Origin of the sequence: Photobacterium swingsii (genome assembly GCF_024346715.1) — a bacterium.
Taxonomy (GTDB): Bacteria; Pseudomonadota; Gammaproteobacteria; order Enterobacterales; family Vibrionaceae; genus Photobacterium; species Photobacterium swingsii.
The window spans coordinates 1686061-1700552 of the sequence record NZ_AP024853.1 but is presented as its reverse complement, the minus strand read 5'-3'; the positions used below and the strand labels follow the sequence as shown (position 1 = coordinate 1700552).

The window sequence follows — 14492 nt, the reverse complement described above, 5'->3', positions numbered from 1 at the left end:
CTACTAACTGTCCCTGAGGCGTAATTCGTAGCCCCATTCACGCATGCTTCAAAAGCACAATTAATCGCGCAAAGCCTTCATTTGGCTCTGTGAGAAAAAGTCATCCTTAATGGCAAAATTAAACTGGGCTTGGTGGGTGATCATCTCGGTTTTATTGCCAGGCTTATCGGCAGGCACCATTTCCATGCGAGTCGCAATTTGGCGCTCACCCATTGTTTTGACATCAAAAGTTGCCATGGTGTTGACTAGCTCATCAAACTCGTCATAAAACTCAACCTTGCGCTGTAAGTAAGTAGATTGAGAAATCCATAATCGCACCTTGCTCCACACGACAGGCGCATCGGGTTTCGCCACGGCATCAATTACCCAGGCTTTAACCCCATCGACAATGTCTTCTTTAACCATCTGGTGATCGTAATCAACCACAATCGAAGATTGGTTAATCAAATCGTCATTTGTGAAGTCTGAGCCCATCCAAGATTGCCCTAACATAGAAGGCGCAATTTTGATCACACGCTCGATACTTGGTAGCCAGTTCCACATTTCACGCTGACGCTTCAGGGAGGCACTGCCTTTATCTTTTGCGGGCGCCGTTACCAATACCAGAGATAAGTCTTGGCCTTTGGTCCAACTTTTCATGCTCATACTACGCGTCCAGTCGGGGCGAATAATCTTCATCGTCATTTCGGAATAACTTGAATCCCCCCGCATCTGCCGATCGGATAAGGTGACGATATCAGCGGCACTCTGCGCCCATGCCGAACTGACAACCAATGAGGAAGCCAAAAATGACAAAACAAGAAGCAAAGCTGGTACTAATTTGCGCATACTAATGTCCTTATCTTCACGCTCGCATAGATAATACAGGCTATAACTCCCACCTTTTTCGATGCAAACTGACGAAGTATGGTGTCAAACAGGGTATTTTCATACTAACAGGAAGGCTACAGCGACTATAGAAAAACACGTGTTTTCAATCTGTTCACATGCAATTCCTGTGACGAGAGACACGTCATAGCCCTACGGTTTACCTTAACCATGATATGCTTATAAAAAATCATTCAGAGTGACTACCGTGAAGATAGATTTAACCCGCATGGTGACTGAAAGTCGCAACCCTGCCAGCCAAGATATCGATACTTTATCCACCCTCGATATGCTGGCTGTGATCAATAATGAAGACAAAAAAGTCGCCATTGCTGTTGAACAAGTATTGCCTGAAATAGCGCAAGTCGTTGATGCGGTTGCTGCCGCTTTCCAGCAAGGTGGGCGCTTGATCTATACTGGTGCGGGCACCTCTGGCCGTCTGGGTATTTTAGATGCAAGTGAGTGTCCACCTACCTTTGGTACCAAAGCCGAACAGGTGGTTGGTCTTATTGCGGGGGGGCATACCGCGATCCTTCGTGCCGTTGAAAATGCCGAAGACAATCAAGTGCTCGGTAAGAGTGATTTAACAGCATTAAACTTCACCGACAAAGACGTATTAGTCGGGATAGCAGCAAGTGGACGCACGCCATATGTACTGGGTGCCATGACGTACGCAAAAGAAATTGGTGCGACGACGGCCTGCATCAGTTGTAACCCGCATAGCCCAATGACTGAGCTGGCTGATGTGAGTATAACCCCTGTTGTAGGGCCAGAAGTGGTGACAGGATCTTCACGCATGAAAGCAGGAACAGCACAAAAGCTGGTGTTAAATATGCTCACGACGGGTGCCATGATCCGCTCGGGCAAAGTCTACGGTAACCTGATGGTCGATGTAGAGGCGACTAATGCCAAATTAGTTGAACGCCAAAAACGTATTGTGATTGAAGCGACAGACTGTACGCGTGAACAGGCAGAAATAGCACTGCATGCCTGCGAAGGTCACTGCAAAACAGCCATTGTGATGATACTAACCAACAGCAATGCGGATGAAGCGAGCCAATTACTTGCCCAACACCGTGGTTTTACTCGTGATGCTATCAATGCCAAGGCCTAACTACCCCAACCGCACTATCACAATACAGTGATAGTGCGAGCTCTAGATGCTAAAACAACTGTAAACGACTAGCGCCGCATTAATTTAAACAGCGACTTACCTGATTGATACACCCGCTTAAACTGTTCACTGATCTTAATATCACCATTAGCTTCTAAACGACGACGATTTAACTGTGCCTGCGCCCCTTCCGCATAATACTGGTCGATCAAAGCTTCGAGCTCACGCACGTTGTAATGCGGTTTAGAGTCACTGATACAAACAGGTAACACCGACAAAAACTGCAATAGCGTTTGGTTATAATCAACCGCCGCTTTAATGGTTTGTCCTTTGCGCGCTGTGGTCGTTGCTAAATCATAAGGCGGTTGCCATTCTGATACTGGCGATAACCGGTCGACCTGATTTAACACCCCAATAATAGGTGCGCGCTTGCGGCTTTGGTTATCAGGTAATTGATAATACGCGTCCAGCCGTGCTTTAAACTGAGTATCGAGATCACGCGCAGACTGATTGGCTTTCAAGACCCACAGCACTAAATCAGCCTGTGACAGTTGATCAAGCAATAAAGCTTCTGTAGCTGTATCCCCATCTAACCCTGGCAAATCAATCAAATGCAAAGTATCCAACCCTTCTACTTGGCACTGATGCACCGTCACTCTATCGGTAGAGGGTAAGGCGTTCACCTCAGCAACGAGCTCACCGGTTAGTGTATTTACCAAGGAGGATTTACCCGCACTGACCTGCCCAACTAAGCACACACGCAAAGGCTCGAGCGGCACAGCCATCGCTTGTTGGTCTGCCGCATGGGATGCGCTGTCCGTTAACTCATCGTCATCAACCTTGAATCGACCGCTATAAAGATCGATGGCGACTGACAGCACCTCTTGCAGTAATGCTTTCTTCAGTTTGTATTGCAGCTCACTACTTACTTGATTAAAAACTTCACCCAGAATTTTACTGCGAAATTCAGACATAATAGCCGTATAAGGATTTGCCATGCGCACAACACGATAACTATTCCACAACCAATTAGCCGATGCTAACCCTGCTTTCGCTTTATCTTTGTTATCCATGCCTTTTTTAATCAAAGACAGGCTAATCTTTTCTATAAACGGGACATGCTGTTTCAAAATAATACGATAACGACGGCTGACTTCTTCGGTCATTTTCAGCAATTCAGGCAAAGAAAAAGCCAGTTCTTTTTGTGCTTTTCCGCGGTACCGTGTCGCCGTTAATGTAACAAGAGTAAGTGCATGCTCACGCAATGATCCCCATTCAGCATCCATCGCTAGCTGTTGAGTAATTTCATCATTAAGCTCTGTCCACACCGCCTGATCACCCGCCCCCCAATCATCAGACGGACGCACTAAACTTTCGGTGTTTTCTCTATGAGCTAGGTTCTCACTGTCCGCTTTAATTTGTCGTTTCAGCCACAAAACAGGCAATGCGACCAGCAGAGCGCTCACCACTAATAGCACCAGAAATGGAATAAGGTAACCAAGCTCAATAATGGCGTATAGACCAAAGCCGCCCAAAATACACAGTGGCAGTATGATACCTGCAAGCAATAAGGGAATAACTCCCGTAGACATTGACGAAACGGCTTTCACGCTATTGGCTGTTCGTTTCACTTTTCGCGACCTCTTTAATGCTTTCAAACGCCGATTTATACATGGCTTTCAGTTCTTCTTCTGATACCGCCTCGCCTCTGCTCTGACGATAAAGGTAATAACAAGCCACTCGGCCTATCGCAAACGTGGTACAAAAACTCACCACTGCTGCTGTCGCGCTACCTATGGTTTGACCATAAACAGGGATCAGCTTAACCAACTGACGAATCCCTAATTTCGAGGCATATTGCACCCCAAAGCTGGTACCCAAGGTTGCCATAAACTCTCCCATAGCATTTTTATCCCACTCAACGCCATATTGGTTGGCTAAGCTATGGATCATTTTTCCTTGAATAACAGGGACAGACACCAGTCCGACAGCCGGAACTGCGTCGCTTCCACCCGCTACACCTGCATACCATAATATTTCGGTACGCAATTTAGCGAAATTAGCTTCTTCTTGGCTTTCGTGCTCGGCATCTTCACCAATCTGCGCAACAATAGGTAATAGCTCAGCCAACTTTTCGCGCAGTCGATCAATACCAGCCTGACTACCATCCTCGCATTCAAAATCAACTTCAACAGCGTTAACCTCTGTTTCCCAAACCGCCTCAACTTGCTGCTGGTTATGCGCTACGCACTGATTGCGTTCAGTTAAGCCATCAATCAAGAATGTGCCTGTATGTACCAGTAAAATTTGCTTGAGCGACTTTGATTTTTTAATTTGCTTTAAGGCTTTCAAGACACTGCTTTGTTCAGGTTCTTCCGCCTTCATTACCACGATTAACGCACTTGCCCTATCCTCACACGCTTGGATATCAGCATGTGCATCATACTCAGCTTCCGCGAGCCCGCGCGTATCCAAAAAGCGTACTAACGGCTTATCCGCAGGAAAGTCATAGCTACTCGCCGTTTGTGTGCAGGGCTGAAAGCCGTTGCCAATTTCAACCTCTGGCTGCTGCGTTATTGCATGAACGAGCGACGATTTTCCTGCGCCTGTTTTACCAAGCAACCAAAGGGTTGGTAAGCGTGCTGTTTGATGATCGAACGCTGCGGTCAGATCGGGGTCGACTGTTGGGTTCAAATAAGACTTAACGCGTTCAAAAAAATCCATACAGGCTCTCTACCTAGTTCAGCGAGAAAATAGTGTTATCTGATCAATTTAACAGAATGACATACCCAAAAGAAGAGGGGTATATAGTTCTGCTAACAAGTTACTATATAATTATCAAACTCTTTCTAAATAATAACTGACTGTTATGGTGTGACAAATGATCAATCCTACATGGGTAAAAACCTTCATCACTCTCGTCAATACCGGCCATTTCACCCAAACAGCAGAAAAGTTGTATATGACTCAACCTGGGGTCAGCCAACATATAAAGAAATTAGAGGAACAATTGGGGAGTGAATTACTTATTCGTTATGGTAAACGATTCGAGCTAACAGAAGCTGGTCAGAAAATGTATGAATTTGGGCTGCAGCAACAAGCGCAAGAGCATCAATTTATAGCAAGCCTCTCTGCTGATGATCTTTATTGTGGTGAATGTAAGATTGGCTGTTCAGGATCACTCGCTATGCAGCTTTATCCTCGCCTATTGCAGCGCCAGCAAAGCTATAAGCAGTTATCTTTTCATGTTGAAGCGGGGCCGAACCAATCCACGATCAGAAACATTCTCAGTGATGATTTAGAAGTGGGCATAGTGACGCGAACGGACTCAAATAGTGACTTAGTTTTTGAAGAAATTGGTCAATCATCACTCAGCCTTATTTTACCCGCACAATTTATTGCAAAGCAGCGTGAAGAAGCAGACCGTGAAACGAACGAGCCATTACGTTTTGATACACTCAATGCACTTGGCTTTATTCATCATCCTGATGGGGCACACTATGCTTCTCAGGTACTGACGCCCAACTTCCCAGAATCATTTAAGAGCGTAAGTCAGCTCAACATTACAGGTTACGTCAATCAATTGAGCCAAATTCTGTTACCTGTTTCGCAAGGGTTGGGCTATACCGTTTTACCTGAATCTGCTGCTGAAAGCTTTCATCAGCCGCACTTGCTTCATGTCTATCCATTGACGCATCAAGTGAGCGAAGCCTTATATTTAGTTAAAAAGCGCCACCGTCCGCTGCCACGGCGTTATGATTGGTTTATCACTATGGTAAAAAACACACTCGCGCTATAAACCTAACCAGCCAGTATGTCGCAGGTTGGACAAATTTTAGTTATGCTACCTTCTCGACCAGCACCTTTATCACGGTACATGGCACTGTCGGCTTGCGCTATCAGCTCATCCAACACTTGAGATGCACTTTTCCCCACCATGTTCTCAGAACTTAATGACGCCACTCCCACACTGACACCTACTTCCGATGGGAAGGCACCAAAACAGTGTGTTTCAAGGTAGCGTCGTAACTGAAAAGTATATTGCTCGGCATCACTAAGTGAAGTGTGAGGCATAATAATAATGAACTCATCGCCACCAAAGCGGCCAATATAATCGCTGGCTCTACGCTGACTTAATAATTGACTGGCAACGCACTGTAGCAACTGATCACCCAATTGATGACCGTGGTTATCATTCAGTTTTTTAAAGCCATCAAGATCCAGCATAGCGACAGAAATTGAACGATAATATTTTAGCGCAATAACAATTTCTTTTATCAGCTTAGTTTCTATGGCGCGGCGATTATAGATTTGAGTAAGGTGATCACGTGTAGCAAGGCGATGTAACTCTTTCTCCATTTTTTTTTGGTCAGTAAGATCTTCAAACATCCCTAAAAAGCCAGCAACATTCCCAGTTTTGTCGTTAAAAGACACTTTATGAAAACGAACATAAAATTTGCGTTCATCAAATGTTCGCATTTCACTTTCGTACACACAACTACCGGGTGCTTTCAACAGCTGTGCATCATTTTCTAAATAGCTTTCAGCTTGGTCTTTCGGGAAGATATGAAAAAGATCATTACCTATGATTTCATTTTTATTCAGCCCTATCGCTTCAGAAAAAGCATGGTTACAACCAAGATAAATACCTTTGATGCAACGATAAAAAACAGGCATAGGAATGCAATCAAGGATCGCTTGGATAAAACCACCTGAATCATTGGTCAATAAAGCATGAATATCATCATGACTATGAGGGATCCCTTTCAATAACTTCGATGTCAGCACTCTATCTCTCGCCTTTTATATCCAATATGTATATGGCTTCAGTTACACGGCGGCATAATAATAACATTGCGATAGTCTTGATATAAAAGATATTTTTACTTAATAAGTCTTATCGACAAATAAACTTCAAATTATTGAACATTTAGACAATAAAACACAAAAAAACCAGCTGTCGTCACCAACAACCGGTCTTTATGGATTAAACCTTTTCTTATTTATACTTTAAATTGATGTATTAACCGATCAAGTTGTTCGCATTCTTTTGCCAACATATCAAAAGATTGTTCTGTCATCTGAACTTTATCCAACATTGCTTGGCTCTTATCGGCAATCGTTTGAATATTTTGATTAACATCTTCGCTCACTTGGCTTTGTTGCGTCGCAGCTGTCGCGATCTGAATGTTCATCTCATTAATAACGTCAATTGACTGACCGATAGCGTTTAACGATTCGTTAGCACTGTTTGCTTGCTCAACCGTACGATTTCCACTCTCACGGCTCAGTTCCATCGCAGATACCGCCTCATTAGCACCTTGTTGTAAACGTTCAATCATCACTTGAATTTCGCCCGTGCTTGATTGTGTTTTACTGGCTAACGATCGTACTTCATCTGCAACGACAGCAAATCCGCGACCTTGCTCCCCTGCGCGAGCAGCTTCGATCGCTGCATTCAAGGCTAACAAGTTCGTTTGATCGGCAATGCCGCGAATCACATCAAGAATAGAGGCGATATTACCCACATCACGCTCTAAATTACTGACCACAGCACTAGAAGATTCAATTTCATTCGCAAGTTGATGAATAGAGGTGACAGTAAAGCCTAATGTTTCTTTCGCCGCCTCTGATTCATTGCTCGCATCACGTGTCGCTTGTGCAGCTTCGTTAGCATGCGTGCTCACGCTGTCACTGGTTGCACTCATCTCATGCACAGCAGTTGCTACTTGCGCACTCTCATTTTGCTGTTCAGTGACAGCGACTAAAATCGCCTCGCTTTCACGATGGATCTTTTGGCTCTCGTTGCGTACCGACTGAACAATACCCGTGACATCCCGAATCGTATGCTGAATTTTTGATGTGAACTGATTGAACGCAGCAGCTAATTCACCAATCTCATCTTTACTTTCCACAGCAACACGTTGAGTTAAGTCCCCTTCACCCGACGCAATATCATTCATAGTAAGGGTTAAACGACGCAATGGTGCAAGCACTGCATTTGTTACTGTCCAAGTAATAAAAATAGAAAGTAGAATCGCAAGTACAACCCCGACTTCCAATACCAAGGTTGCAACTGCAACTTCATTTTTAATTTTTTTTTCAAGAGCAGCTTGCGCAACTTCAATATCACCATAAATAGATTTAAATTCACCACGCCATTTATCAAACGATGCAACAATCACTGCTTGGTTATCAATAAAATAGTTATAAGCTACTGCTGGGTTATCAACCATAAAGCGGTAATGTTGGTTAAATTCAGCAAAACTCACCTTCATTTGATCCAGCATCGCTTGATTAGAATGACCGATAAATTGGCTATCAATTAAACGCTGTACTGATGTTATTCGCGGCAGTGCTTTCGTTGCATTGTCGTAATACTCTTCTTGATTATATTTAAGCAAGGCTTGATCACCGTCGGCTAACAAGACACCTTGCCCTGCAGCGATAATCTGATACATATCACGATAGCCTTCATCCATGCTCAATAAAACAGGCTCAACGTCTTCGTTCATTAATGTTTCAGCATGGCGCTGATCTGAAAACACAACATAAATAACAGTAAGAATTGCCAGAAAAACAACCGTAACTAATGTTGTGGGTGCTGCAACCTTTAATCGAAAAGAAAGGTTATTAAACCACTGCATATAAACACCTTTATAGTAATTTTTAGGGCAATATACTCACAATCGAGAGCCCGCCTAATTATGCGGTTTGTTGATTATATAAACGTGGATTCAAATATCTTTTTTTTCTAAGTAAATTTATTTTTTGAGCCACTAGCGACTCAATAAGCGCGAAGCATCAAAAGTACAACTATTTACAATTAAATACCTTTGAATCAAACGTTTGTGACTTATAAATGACTACGGAATTTATAAATAAAAACCACCAAAGCAAACTCATTCTATTCATATATTATGCTGAAGATGGAAAGATAATCGCATCTTACGTACACTGCACCTAACTAGTTAGAGGTCGTGTCATGTATCAACAAACTCTCCAGAATGTTTTTGGCTTTGAAAGCCTTCGAGGCGGACAAGAAGCTGTCGTTAACCATGTTCTTTCCGGTCAATCAGCCGCTGCGATTTTCCCGACAGGATCTGGAAAGTCTTTGTGTTATCAATTGCCGGCTTTACACCTGCCAAACTTAACCCTGGTTATCTCCCCCCTTTTGGCACTGATGCGCGATCAACTCTCTTTTTTACACGAAAAAGGAATTGCGGCGGCCTCTATCGATTCAAGCCAGACATGGGAAGAGACACAACAGGTCATGCAAGCTGTACGTCAAGGCGAAATGAAAGTCTTGATGATTTCTGTCGAGCGTTTGAAGAATGAACGATTCCGCCAATTCATCCAACAAGTGCCCATTTCAATGTTGGTGGTTGACGAAGCACACTGTATTTCTGAATGGGGACATAACTTCCGTCCTGATTACTTGAAACTGCCAGAATATCGCCAAGCATTAAATATTCCACAGGTACTGCTGCTTACTGCAACAGCAACGCCAGCGGTTATTGCTGATATGCAGCGTAAATTTGAAATCAGTGATGAATGCACCGTGGTGACAGGTTTTTACCGTCACAACCTCGATCTCAGCGTTAAAGCTGTCGAGGAGGAAGAAAAACGCGAAACCTTGCGCGATATGCTGGTAAGTACCCCACAAGAGCCCACCATAGTATATGTCACCTTGCAAAACACAGCGGAAGAAATTGCGCAGTACCTTAGCCATCATGGCGTACCCGCAACCGCTTATCATGCGGGCTTAGAAAGTGATAAACGCGAAACAATTCAACAACGCTTTATGACGGGTCAAATCCAATGCATTGTGGCTACCATCGCATTTGGTATGGGGATAGATAAGTCAGATATTCGCCACGTTGTTCACTTTGACTTACCCAAGTCCATCGAGAACTACAGCCAAGAAATTGGTCGTGCTGGTCGTGACAATCAGCTTTCTCACTGTACGGTTTTAGCAAACCGCAACGGGGTAAATGTATTAGAAAACTTTGTTTATGGTGACACGCCTGATCTTACCAGCATCCAGGCCGTCCTAAACGATATTAAGCAACAACCAGGTCAATGGGAAATTATGATGACCCAACTGTCGCGCGAAACCAACATTCGCGCACTGCCGCTTAAAACACTGTTAGTGTACCTTGAGATGGAAGGTGTCATCGAAGCTAAATATACCTACTTCGCCGATTATCGCTTTAAAACAATTCAGCCTATCGACTGGATAGTGTCGCAGTTTGCTGGTGAGCGCCAAGGATTTGTGCAGGCTATTTTTGCTTGTTCTCCAAAAGCTCGAACTTGGCATAGTATCGATTTTGATGCGCTTTGGCAGGGCTACAGTGCCGATAGAAAGCGGGTTGTTGCCGCTATGGATTATTTTAATGAGAAAGGCTGGATCACCTTAGAAAGTAAGCAAATGACCGATGTTTACAGTATTAATAACCTACACTTTGATACCGATAAACTCGCGCTGCAATTACACAGCGTATTCACACAAAAAGAAACCAATGAAATAGATCGGCTAAACAATATGCTGGCTTTCTTTGAGTCGAGTGAGTGCCTAAGTCACCGTTTAGCACAATACTTTGCTGATGATAACGCGCCGCAGCAATGCGGCCATTGTTCAGTCTGTCGCAATAGCATCGCGACGCTACCAAGTCAAAGATTAGATGCTGAGTTACCATCAGAAAACACCCTAAAAGCATGGTGTGATCCTTTCATCGAAGCGGTCGAGAAGCAGACGCAAACCAAGCCGTCACCACATGCTATCGCACGCTTTTTAATTGGTATGACAACGCCATTAAACACTAAGGTTAAAGCACGCCAAATGAGTGGCTTTGCCAAATTAGAGCAATACCCTTTTCAACATATCCTGAACAACATTCATGTGTTCGCAAAACTAGAAACTAGAAACTAGAAACTGTATCTCGCTGATAGTTTTTCCCACTAGGCTATCAGCGATCCCTCTAGCGTCTAATCTCCAATCCATAGCATCTGTTTTCACCTTGTATTTTTCCTCAGCTGTAAATAGTTTTCTTTTTTCGCCCCTACCAATGAAAGTTATGGCTCGCCCTCTGGTCTGATGTAGTAACACACTCTTCGTCTGTACCAATACAATTCACTCACTAAGCAGAATACGATGATACAAAAAGAGGACTAAACATGAACAAGTTACTGGTAGCACTCACAACCTTATTGATTAGCTGTAGTACCTTTGCGTTTTCGTGGGACTCTAAACAAGAAAACATAAACTTAACAGCTGGGGTTAGCGACTCTCGGGAAGGCGCTTACCAACTCGGTCGACAATTTGCGTCCAACATAGAGCAGTCATCACCTAAAAAGCTCAAACGTACCCTAGGGATCTACGAATACGGCCTTAAAACAAATTCTATTCAAATTGATGATTCGCAAATTGAAGTAGATGAATTCTCAACCGCTCAAGGTGATGTCAAATACCGCGCTGTCGTCAACGTCGGGTATAGCTACGACATTCGAGAAGCCAATAACCGCTAGGCATGATTCGAATCTTATCTATTGAGCCTGTTATCAGGCTCTTTTTTCATCATTTAAACAGAGGTGGATGAGTATTCAGCTTTTACAATCCTATTTTTCATCAATATTCCATAGCACTCAGACTTTCAAGACATTACACTATGCCCATAAAACCAATGGGGATTAAAGTCATGTCAAACCAAGATCTAGATTTAGAATACCAAGCGTGTGAAGCTTGTGGTGTATCAGCTGAAATGGGCTTCGTAATCAAAGAAAATGATGATGTTGCTGAAGTGAAAATCTTTGCTAATGGCAAAACTGCATTGCTTGCTGAATTCAGCAACTACCTAGCACTAGCTAAAGAAGTAAACACTAACTTCAAACACGAAACAACACCGCTTTCAGAAGAAAGCCAAGAACTAACCGCTCGTATCGAATTTGAATGCAGTGCTGAAAAACTGATTTTTGAACTGCGCAGCCGCTCTCTAGCGAAATAATTGAGCCTCGCCTCAACCATCCCTCTCAGGGATAATTGACTAATCAGGTGCCTAACGACCTATCGCTCTTTGCGCCTGATTATATTTTCACCATTGATACATTACTCATCTACTGCCAGCTCCCTTTCTTGCAAAATAAACCTCTATATCTGAATAAACCTCCAACACAAGCCACCAACTACGCATAAAAGCTCAAATTCGCTATGCGAATTAAATACTGGAAATTATCTCAAACTTGTATAAAATCTAAACCAGACTATGCATTTTGACGCATTAGAAAAAACTCTAGTTTTAATTTAAAAAGGGATGCTTTTATGAAAACTAACAAAGCAAAAGTGATTTCGAGTTGGAAACCAAGCAACGAGCGTGAAGCGGCAGCAATGAAAGAATTGCTGATGAATGAGATGGGTGTAACAACCGTTCACCACCAAGGTGGCACAGGGAAACTAGCGCCTAACTCAGGCCGTGTTATTCGCTAAGCAAACGAATCATTTAAAAAGCAGTGACCAAGCACTGCTTTTTTGTTCAAGCACCTTTCAGAAAAAACGTAACTAATGAGCTATAAAGTCCAGCGAAATTAAGCGCCAACTTTATGCCAGCGAAGTGCTCCGTTTTGTTCGAACTCTTTCTCAGGCAAGCATTCTAATAATACGTTTTCAACCTTAATCACAGATCCTAACGAGTATGCCTTATCATCATAAAAGCACACTCTCTTCCCTACGCCTTGCACATCGAGGTGGACTTTAGCCTTAGTGCCGGTTGAAATTGTTTTGCTTTCTAATGCATGAACAGAAGCACTCATGCAAAGTGCTCCTACTAATATCAGTATCCCTTTCATGGTGATTAACCTGTCATTATATTTCCACGAGTAACGCCACTCTATCACAGCAGATTCTACATTGCTTTGTAGTAGTAATAACAATAGGTTAGTCATACGTAAAAGCCGGCAATCTGCCGGCTTTATCTTGCTTACATAATCAATGATTACATTTGCGAGAACATATTCATGATCACGCCACCTGTAATGATCAAGCCCATTGCAAGAATGGCTGGAAAATCAGGTTTCTGTTTATATAGCACCATAGAGCAAAGTGTTACACCAATGATACCGAAGCCACACCATAGTGAATATGCGATACCCACAGGGATATAGCCCATCGCTTTAGTCAAAGCAAAGTAACAAATACTGTAGGCACTAATAACTAAAATAGAAGGTCCAATCTTCCGGAAGTTATTGGTTTTCTTGATAAAAGAAGTACCTGTAATTTCAGAACAGATAGACAATGCTAACCATAATACGCCTGCATTTAACATTGTGCTTCTCCTTCTTTTTGAACGACTGGTGCTGTTTCAGTTTCTTCTGCTTCTTCTTCACCCATTTTAGAGAATAGGTTCATGATAATAATACCGCTGGCAATGATTGCCATACCAACCATGGCAGCCATATCAGGATGCTGACCGTAGAAAACCATACCTAATGTAGACACCAATAAAATACCGGTACCAGACCATGTCGCATACGCTAGGCCAACAGGTAAATATTTAACGGCTTGAGACAGCGAGTAATAACACACCACATAAAGCAGAACGATAACTGCTAATAGTGCCGTTTTGGTAAAACCAACACTGGTATCGAACATTTTTAAGGTTGATGTTGCAGATGTTTCAGACGCAATCACCAGCGCCATCCACAGCCATTTTTTTACAGATTCAGACATTTTCAGCTCCTAGCTTAATTTAAATTTTGTCTTACGATTGGATAAAATTGTTACAGTAATAGTTGTTGTTCTTTGACATATTCCGCCGCAAGATCCGTTAGCTTGTCTTGCTGCGTATAAGCGCTCACTCCTTTGCTTTTTACCTCACTTAAGGTGATATATCCCGATAACTTTTCAGCCACAGATACACTTCTCTGGCTACATTCAGGCGTTGCTTTGCTTGGTACTTTCGTTCCTTGCATCGCTGCTTTTATGTCGATTAATGACCCCGTAACTGCGCCATATTTCACAAGTTGTTCTAACTGCGTTTTCGAACGCTCACACATTGCAGGGTTGTCAGACAACCCTAGTAATTGGTTGAGTTCACTGGTTAAATCACACTGATAATCCAGTACGAACGTTGGCATACCTTTCATCAAAGCATACTGAAACAAGACAGCCGCCGAACTTAAATACATTCCATTACTGACTTCCCCTAAAGTCGCGAAGTCCAAATATGGAAATAAGATTTGCTCATACTGACTTAACCAAACCGATGGGTTTGAACCATCCCAATGAACTTGAGTCCCTAAGTGATCTACCGCAGCTAATTCCTTCGTTAGATTAGCCTTTGAATGGGCAAATACTTGCCAATGCATCCCTTCCCATGTACTTAGCTGAGCCGCAATTTCGTAGTGGTACCCATTTGCGGCAGTCAAAACAATTAAGGTCGACTTACCCATTTTTGCTAGAACGCGGTCAACGATGAAATCAATGCCTTGCTCATTGACGTTTTTGTCGTCCATGGCT

General features: G+C 43.1%; 15 protein-coding genes. 6 read left to right on the top strand and 9 right to left on the bottom strand.

Features of this window, described 5'->3' with window-relative positions; genetic code table 11:
* Positions 1-60: 60 nt before the first annotated feature.
* Complete coding sequence (locus tag OCU77_RS24645; RefSeq protein ID WP_048899378.1) at positions 61-828, bottom strand: outer membrane lipoprotein-sorting protein; 768 nt, start codon at positions 826-828, stop codon at positions 61-63.
* A 247-nt stretch (positions 829-1075) separates the two neighbouring features.
* Here OCU77_RS24645 and murQ point away from each other — a divergent pair, with 247 nt between their 5' ends.
* A complete protein-coding gene (gene murQ / locus OCU77_RS24640) occupies positions 1076-1981 on the top strand; it encodes an N-acetylmuramic acid 6-phosphate etherase (RefSeq protein WP_211320094.1) in 906 nt (301 codons plus the stop codon).
* Between the two features lie 68 nt (positions 1982-2049).
* Here the strand turns inward: murQ and OCU77_RS24635 are convergent, their stop codons facing one another.
* Both OCU77_RS24635 and OCU77_RS24630 read right to left on the bottom strand, forming a co-directional pair.
* Complete coding sequence (locus tag OCU77_RS24635; RefSeq protein ID WP_204375171.1) at positions 2050-3612, bottom strand: GTPase family protein; 1563 nt, start codon at positions 3610-3612, stop codon at positions 2050-2052.
* Entirely contained in the window at positions 3593-4705 is a 1113-nt protein-coding gene (locus tag OCU77_RS24630; RefSeq protein ID WP_048899376.1) for a YcjF family protein, read from the bottom strand. The genes OCU77_RS24635 and OCU77_RS24630 overlap by 20 nt, the downstream gene beginning before the upstream one ends.
* Positions 4706-4862: 157 nt before the next feature.
* Here OCU77_RS24630 and OCU77_RS24625 point away from each other — a divergent pair, with 157 nt between their 5' ends.
* A complete protein-coding gene (locus tag OCU77_RS24625; RefSeq protein WP_048899375.1) occupies positions 4863-5780 on the top strand; it encodes a LysR family transcriptional regulator in 918 nt (305 codons plus the stop codon).
* A gap of 2 nt (positions 5781-5782) precedes the next feature.
* On the opposite strand, the gene OCU77_RS24620 is transcribed toward OCU77_RS24625, so the two are convergent.
* Both OCU77_RS24620 and OCU77_RS24615 read right to left on the bottom strand, forming a co-directional pair.
* On the bottom strand, positions 5783-6769 hold the full coding sequence (locus tag OCU77_RS24620; protein ID WP_048899374.1) for a GGDEF domain-containing protein: 987 nt from the start codon (positions 6767-6769) through the stop codon (positions 5783-5785).
* A 215-nt stretch (positions 6770-6984) separates the two neighbouring features.
* Positions 6985-8628, bottom strand: coding sequence for a methyl-accepting chemotaxis protein (locus OCU77_RS24615; protein ID WP_048899373.1), 1644 nt, complete (start codon positions 8626-8628; stop codon positions 6985-6987).
* Positions 8629-8966: 338 nt separating this feature from the next.
* Here OCU77_RS24615 and OCU77_RS24610 point away from each other — a divergent pair, with 338 nt between their 5' ends.
* From OCU77_RS24610 to OCU77_RS24595, 4 genes are all read left to right on the top strand, one after another.
* Positions 8967-10913, top strand: coding sequence for a RecQ family ATP-dependent DNA helicase (locus OCU77_RS24610; protein ID WP_048899372.1), 1947 nt, complete (start codon positions 8967-8969; stop codon positions 10911-10913).
* Positions 10914-11158: 245 nt separating this feature from the next.
* Complete coding sequence (locus OCU77_RS24605) at positions 11159-11509, top strand: DUF3316 domain-containing protein (protein WP_048899370.1); 351 nt, start codon at positions 11159-11161, stop codon at positions 11507-11509.
* Positions 11510-11679: 170 nt separating this feature from the next.
* Positions 11680-11985, top strand: coding sequence for a DUF406 family protein (locus OCU77_RS24600; RefSeq protein WP_048899369.1), 306 nt, complete (start codon positions 11680-11682; stop codon positions 11983-11985).
* A gap of 314 nt (positions 11986-12299) precedes the next feature.
* Positions 12300-12464, top strand: a complete 165-nt coding sequence (locus OCU77_RS24595) for a hypothetical protein (RefSeq protein WP_162845628.1) — start codon at positions 12300-12302, stop codon at positions 12462-12464.
* Positions 12465-12562: 98 nt separating this feature from the next.
* Here the strand turns inward: OCU77_RS24595 and OCU77_RS24590 are convergent, their stop codons facing one another.
* The 4 genes from OCU77_RS24590 to OCU77_RS24575 all read right to left on the bottom strand — a co-directional run bounded on the left by OCU77_RS24590 (position 12563) and on the right by OCU77_RS24575 (position 14488).
* On the bottom strand, positions 12563-12787 hold the full coding sequence (locus OCU77_RS24590) for a DUF1496 domain-containing protein (protein WP_239686005.1): 225 nt from the start codon (positions 12785-12787) through the stop codon (positions 12563-12565).
* A 182-nt stretch (positions 12788-12969) separates the two neighbouring features.
* A complete protein-coding gene (locus OCU77_RS24585; RefSeq protein ID WP_048899367.1) occupies positions 12970-13299 on the bottom strand; it encodes a DMT family transporter in 330 nt (109 codons plus the stop codon).
* The gene (locus OCU77_RS24580) at positions 13293-13703 is read right to left on the bottom strand and encodes a DMT family transporter (RefSeq protein ID WP_048899366.1); all 411 of its coding nucleotides are present in this window, start codon (positions 13701-13703) and stop codon (positions 13293-13295) included. Before OCU77_RS24580 ends, OCU77_RS24585 begins: the two co-directional genes overlap by 7 nt.
* Before the next feature lie 50 nt (positions 13704-13753).
* Complete coding sequence (locus tag OCU77_RS24575) at positions 13754-14488, bottom strand: hypothetical protein (protein WP_048899365.1); 735 nt, start codon at positions 14486-14488, stop codon at positions 13754-13756.
* Positions 14489-14492 lie beyond the last annotated feature (4 nt).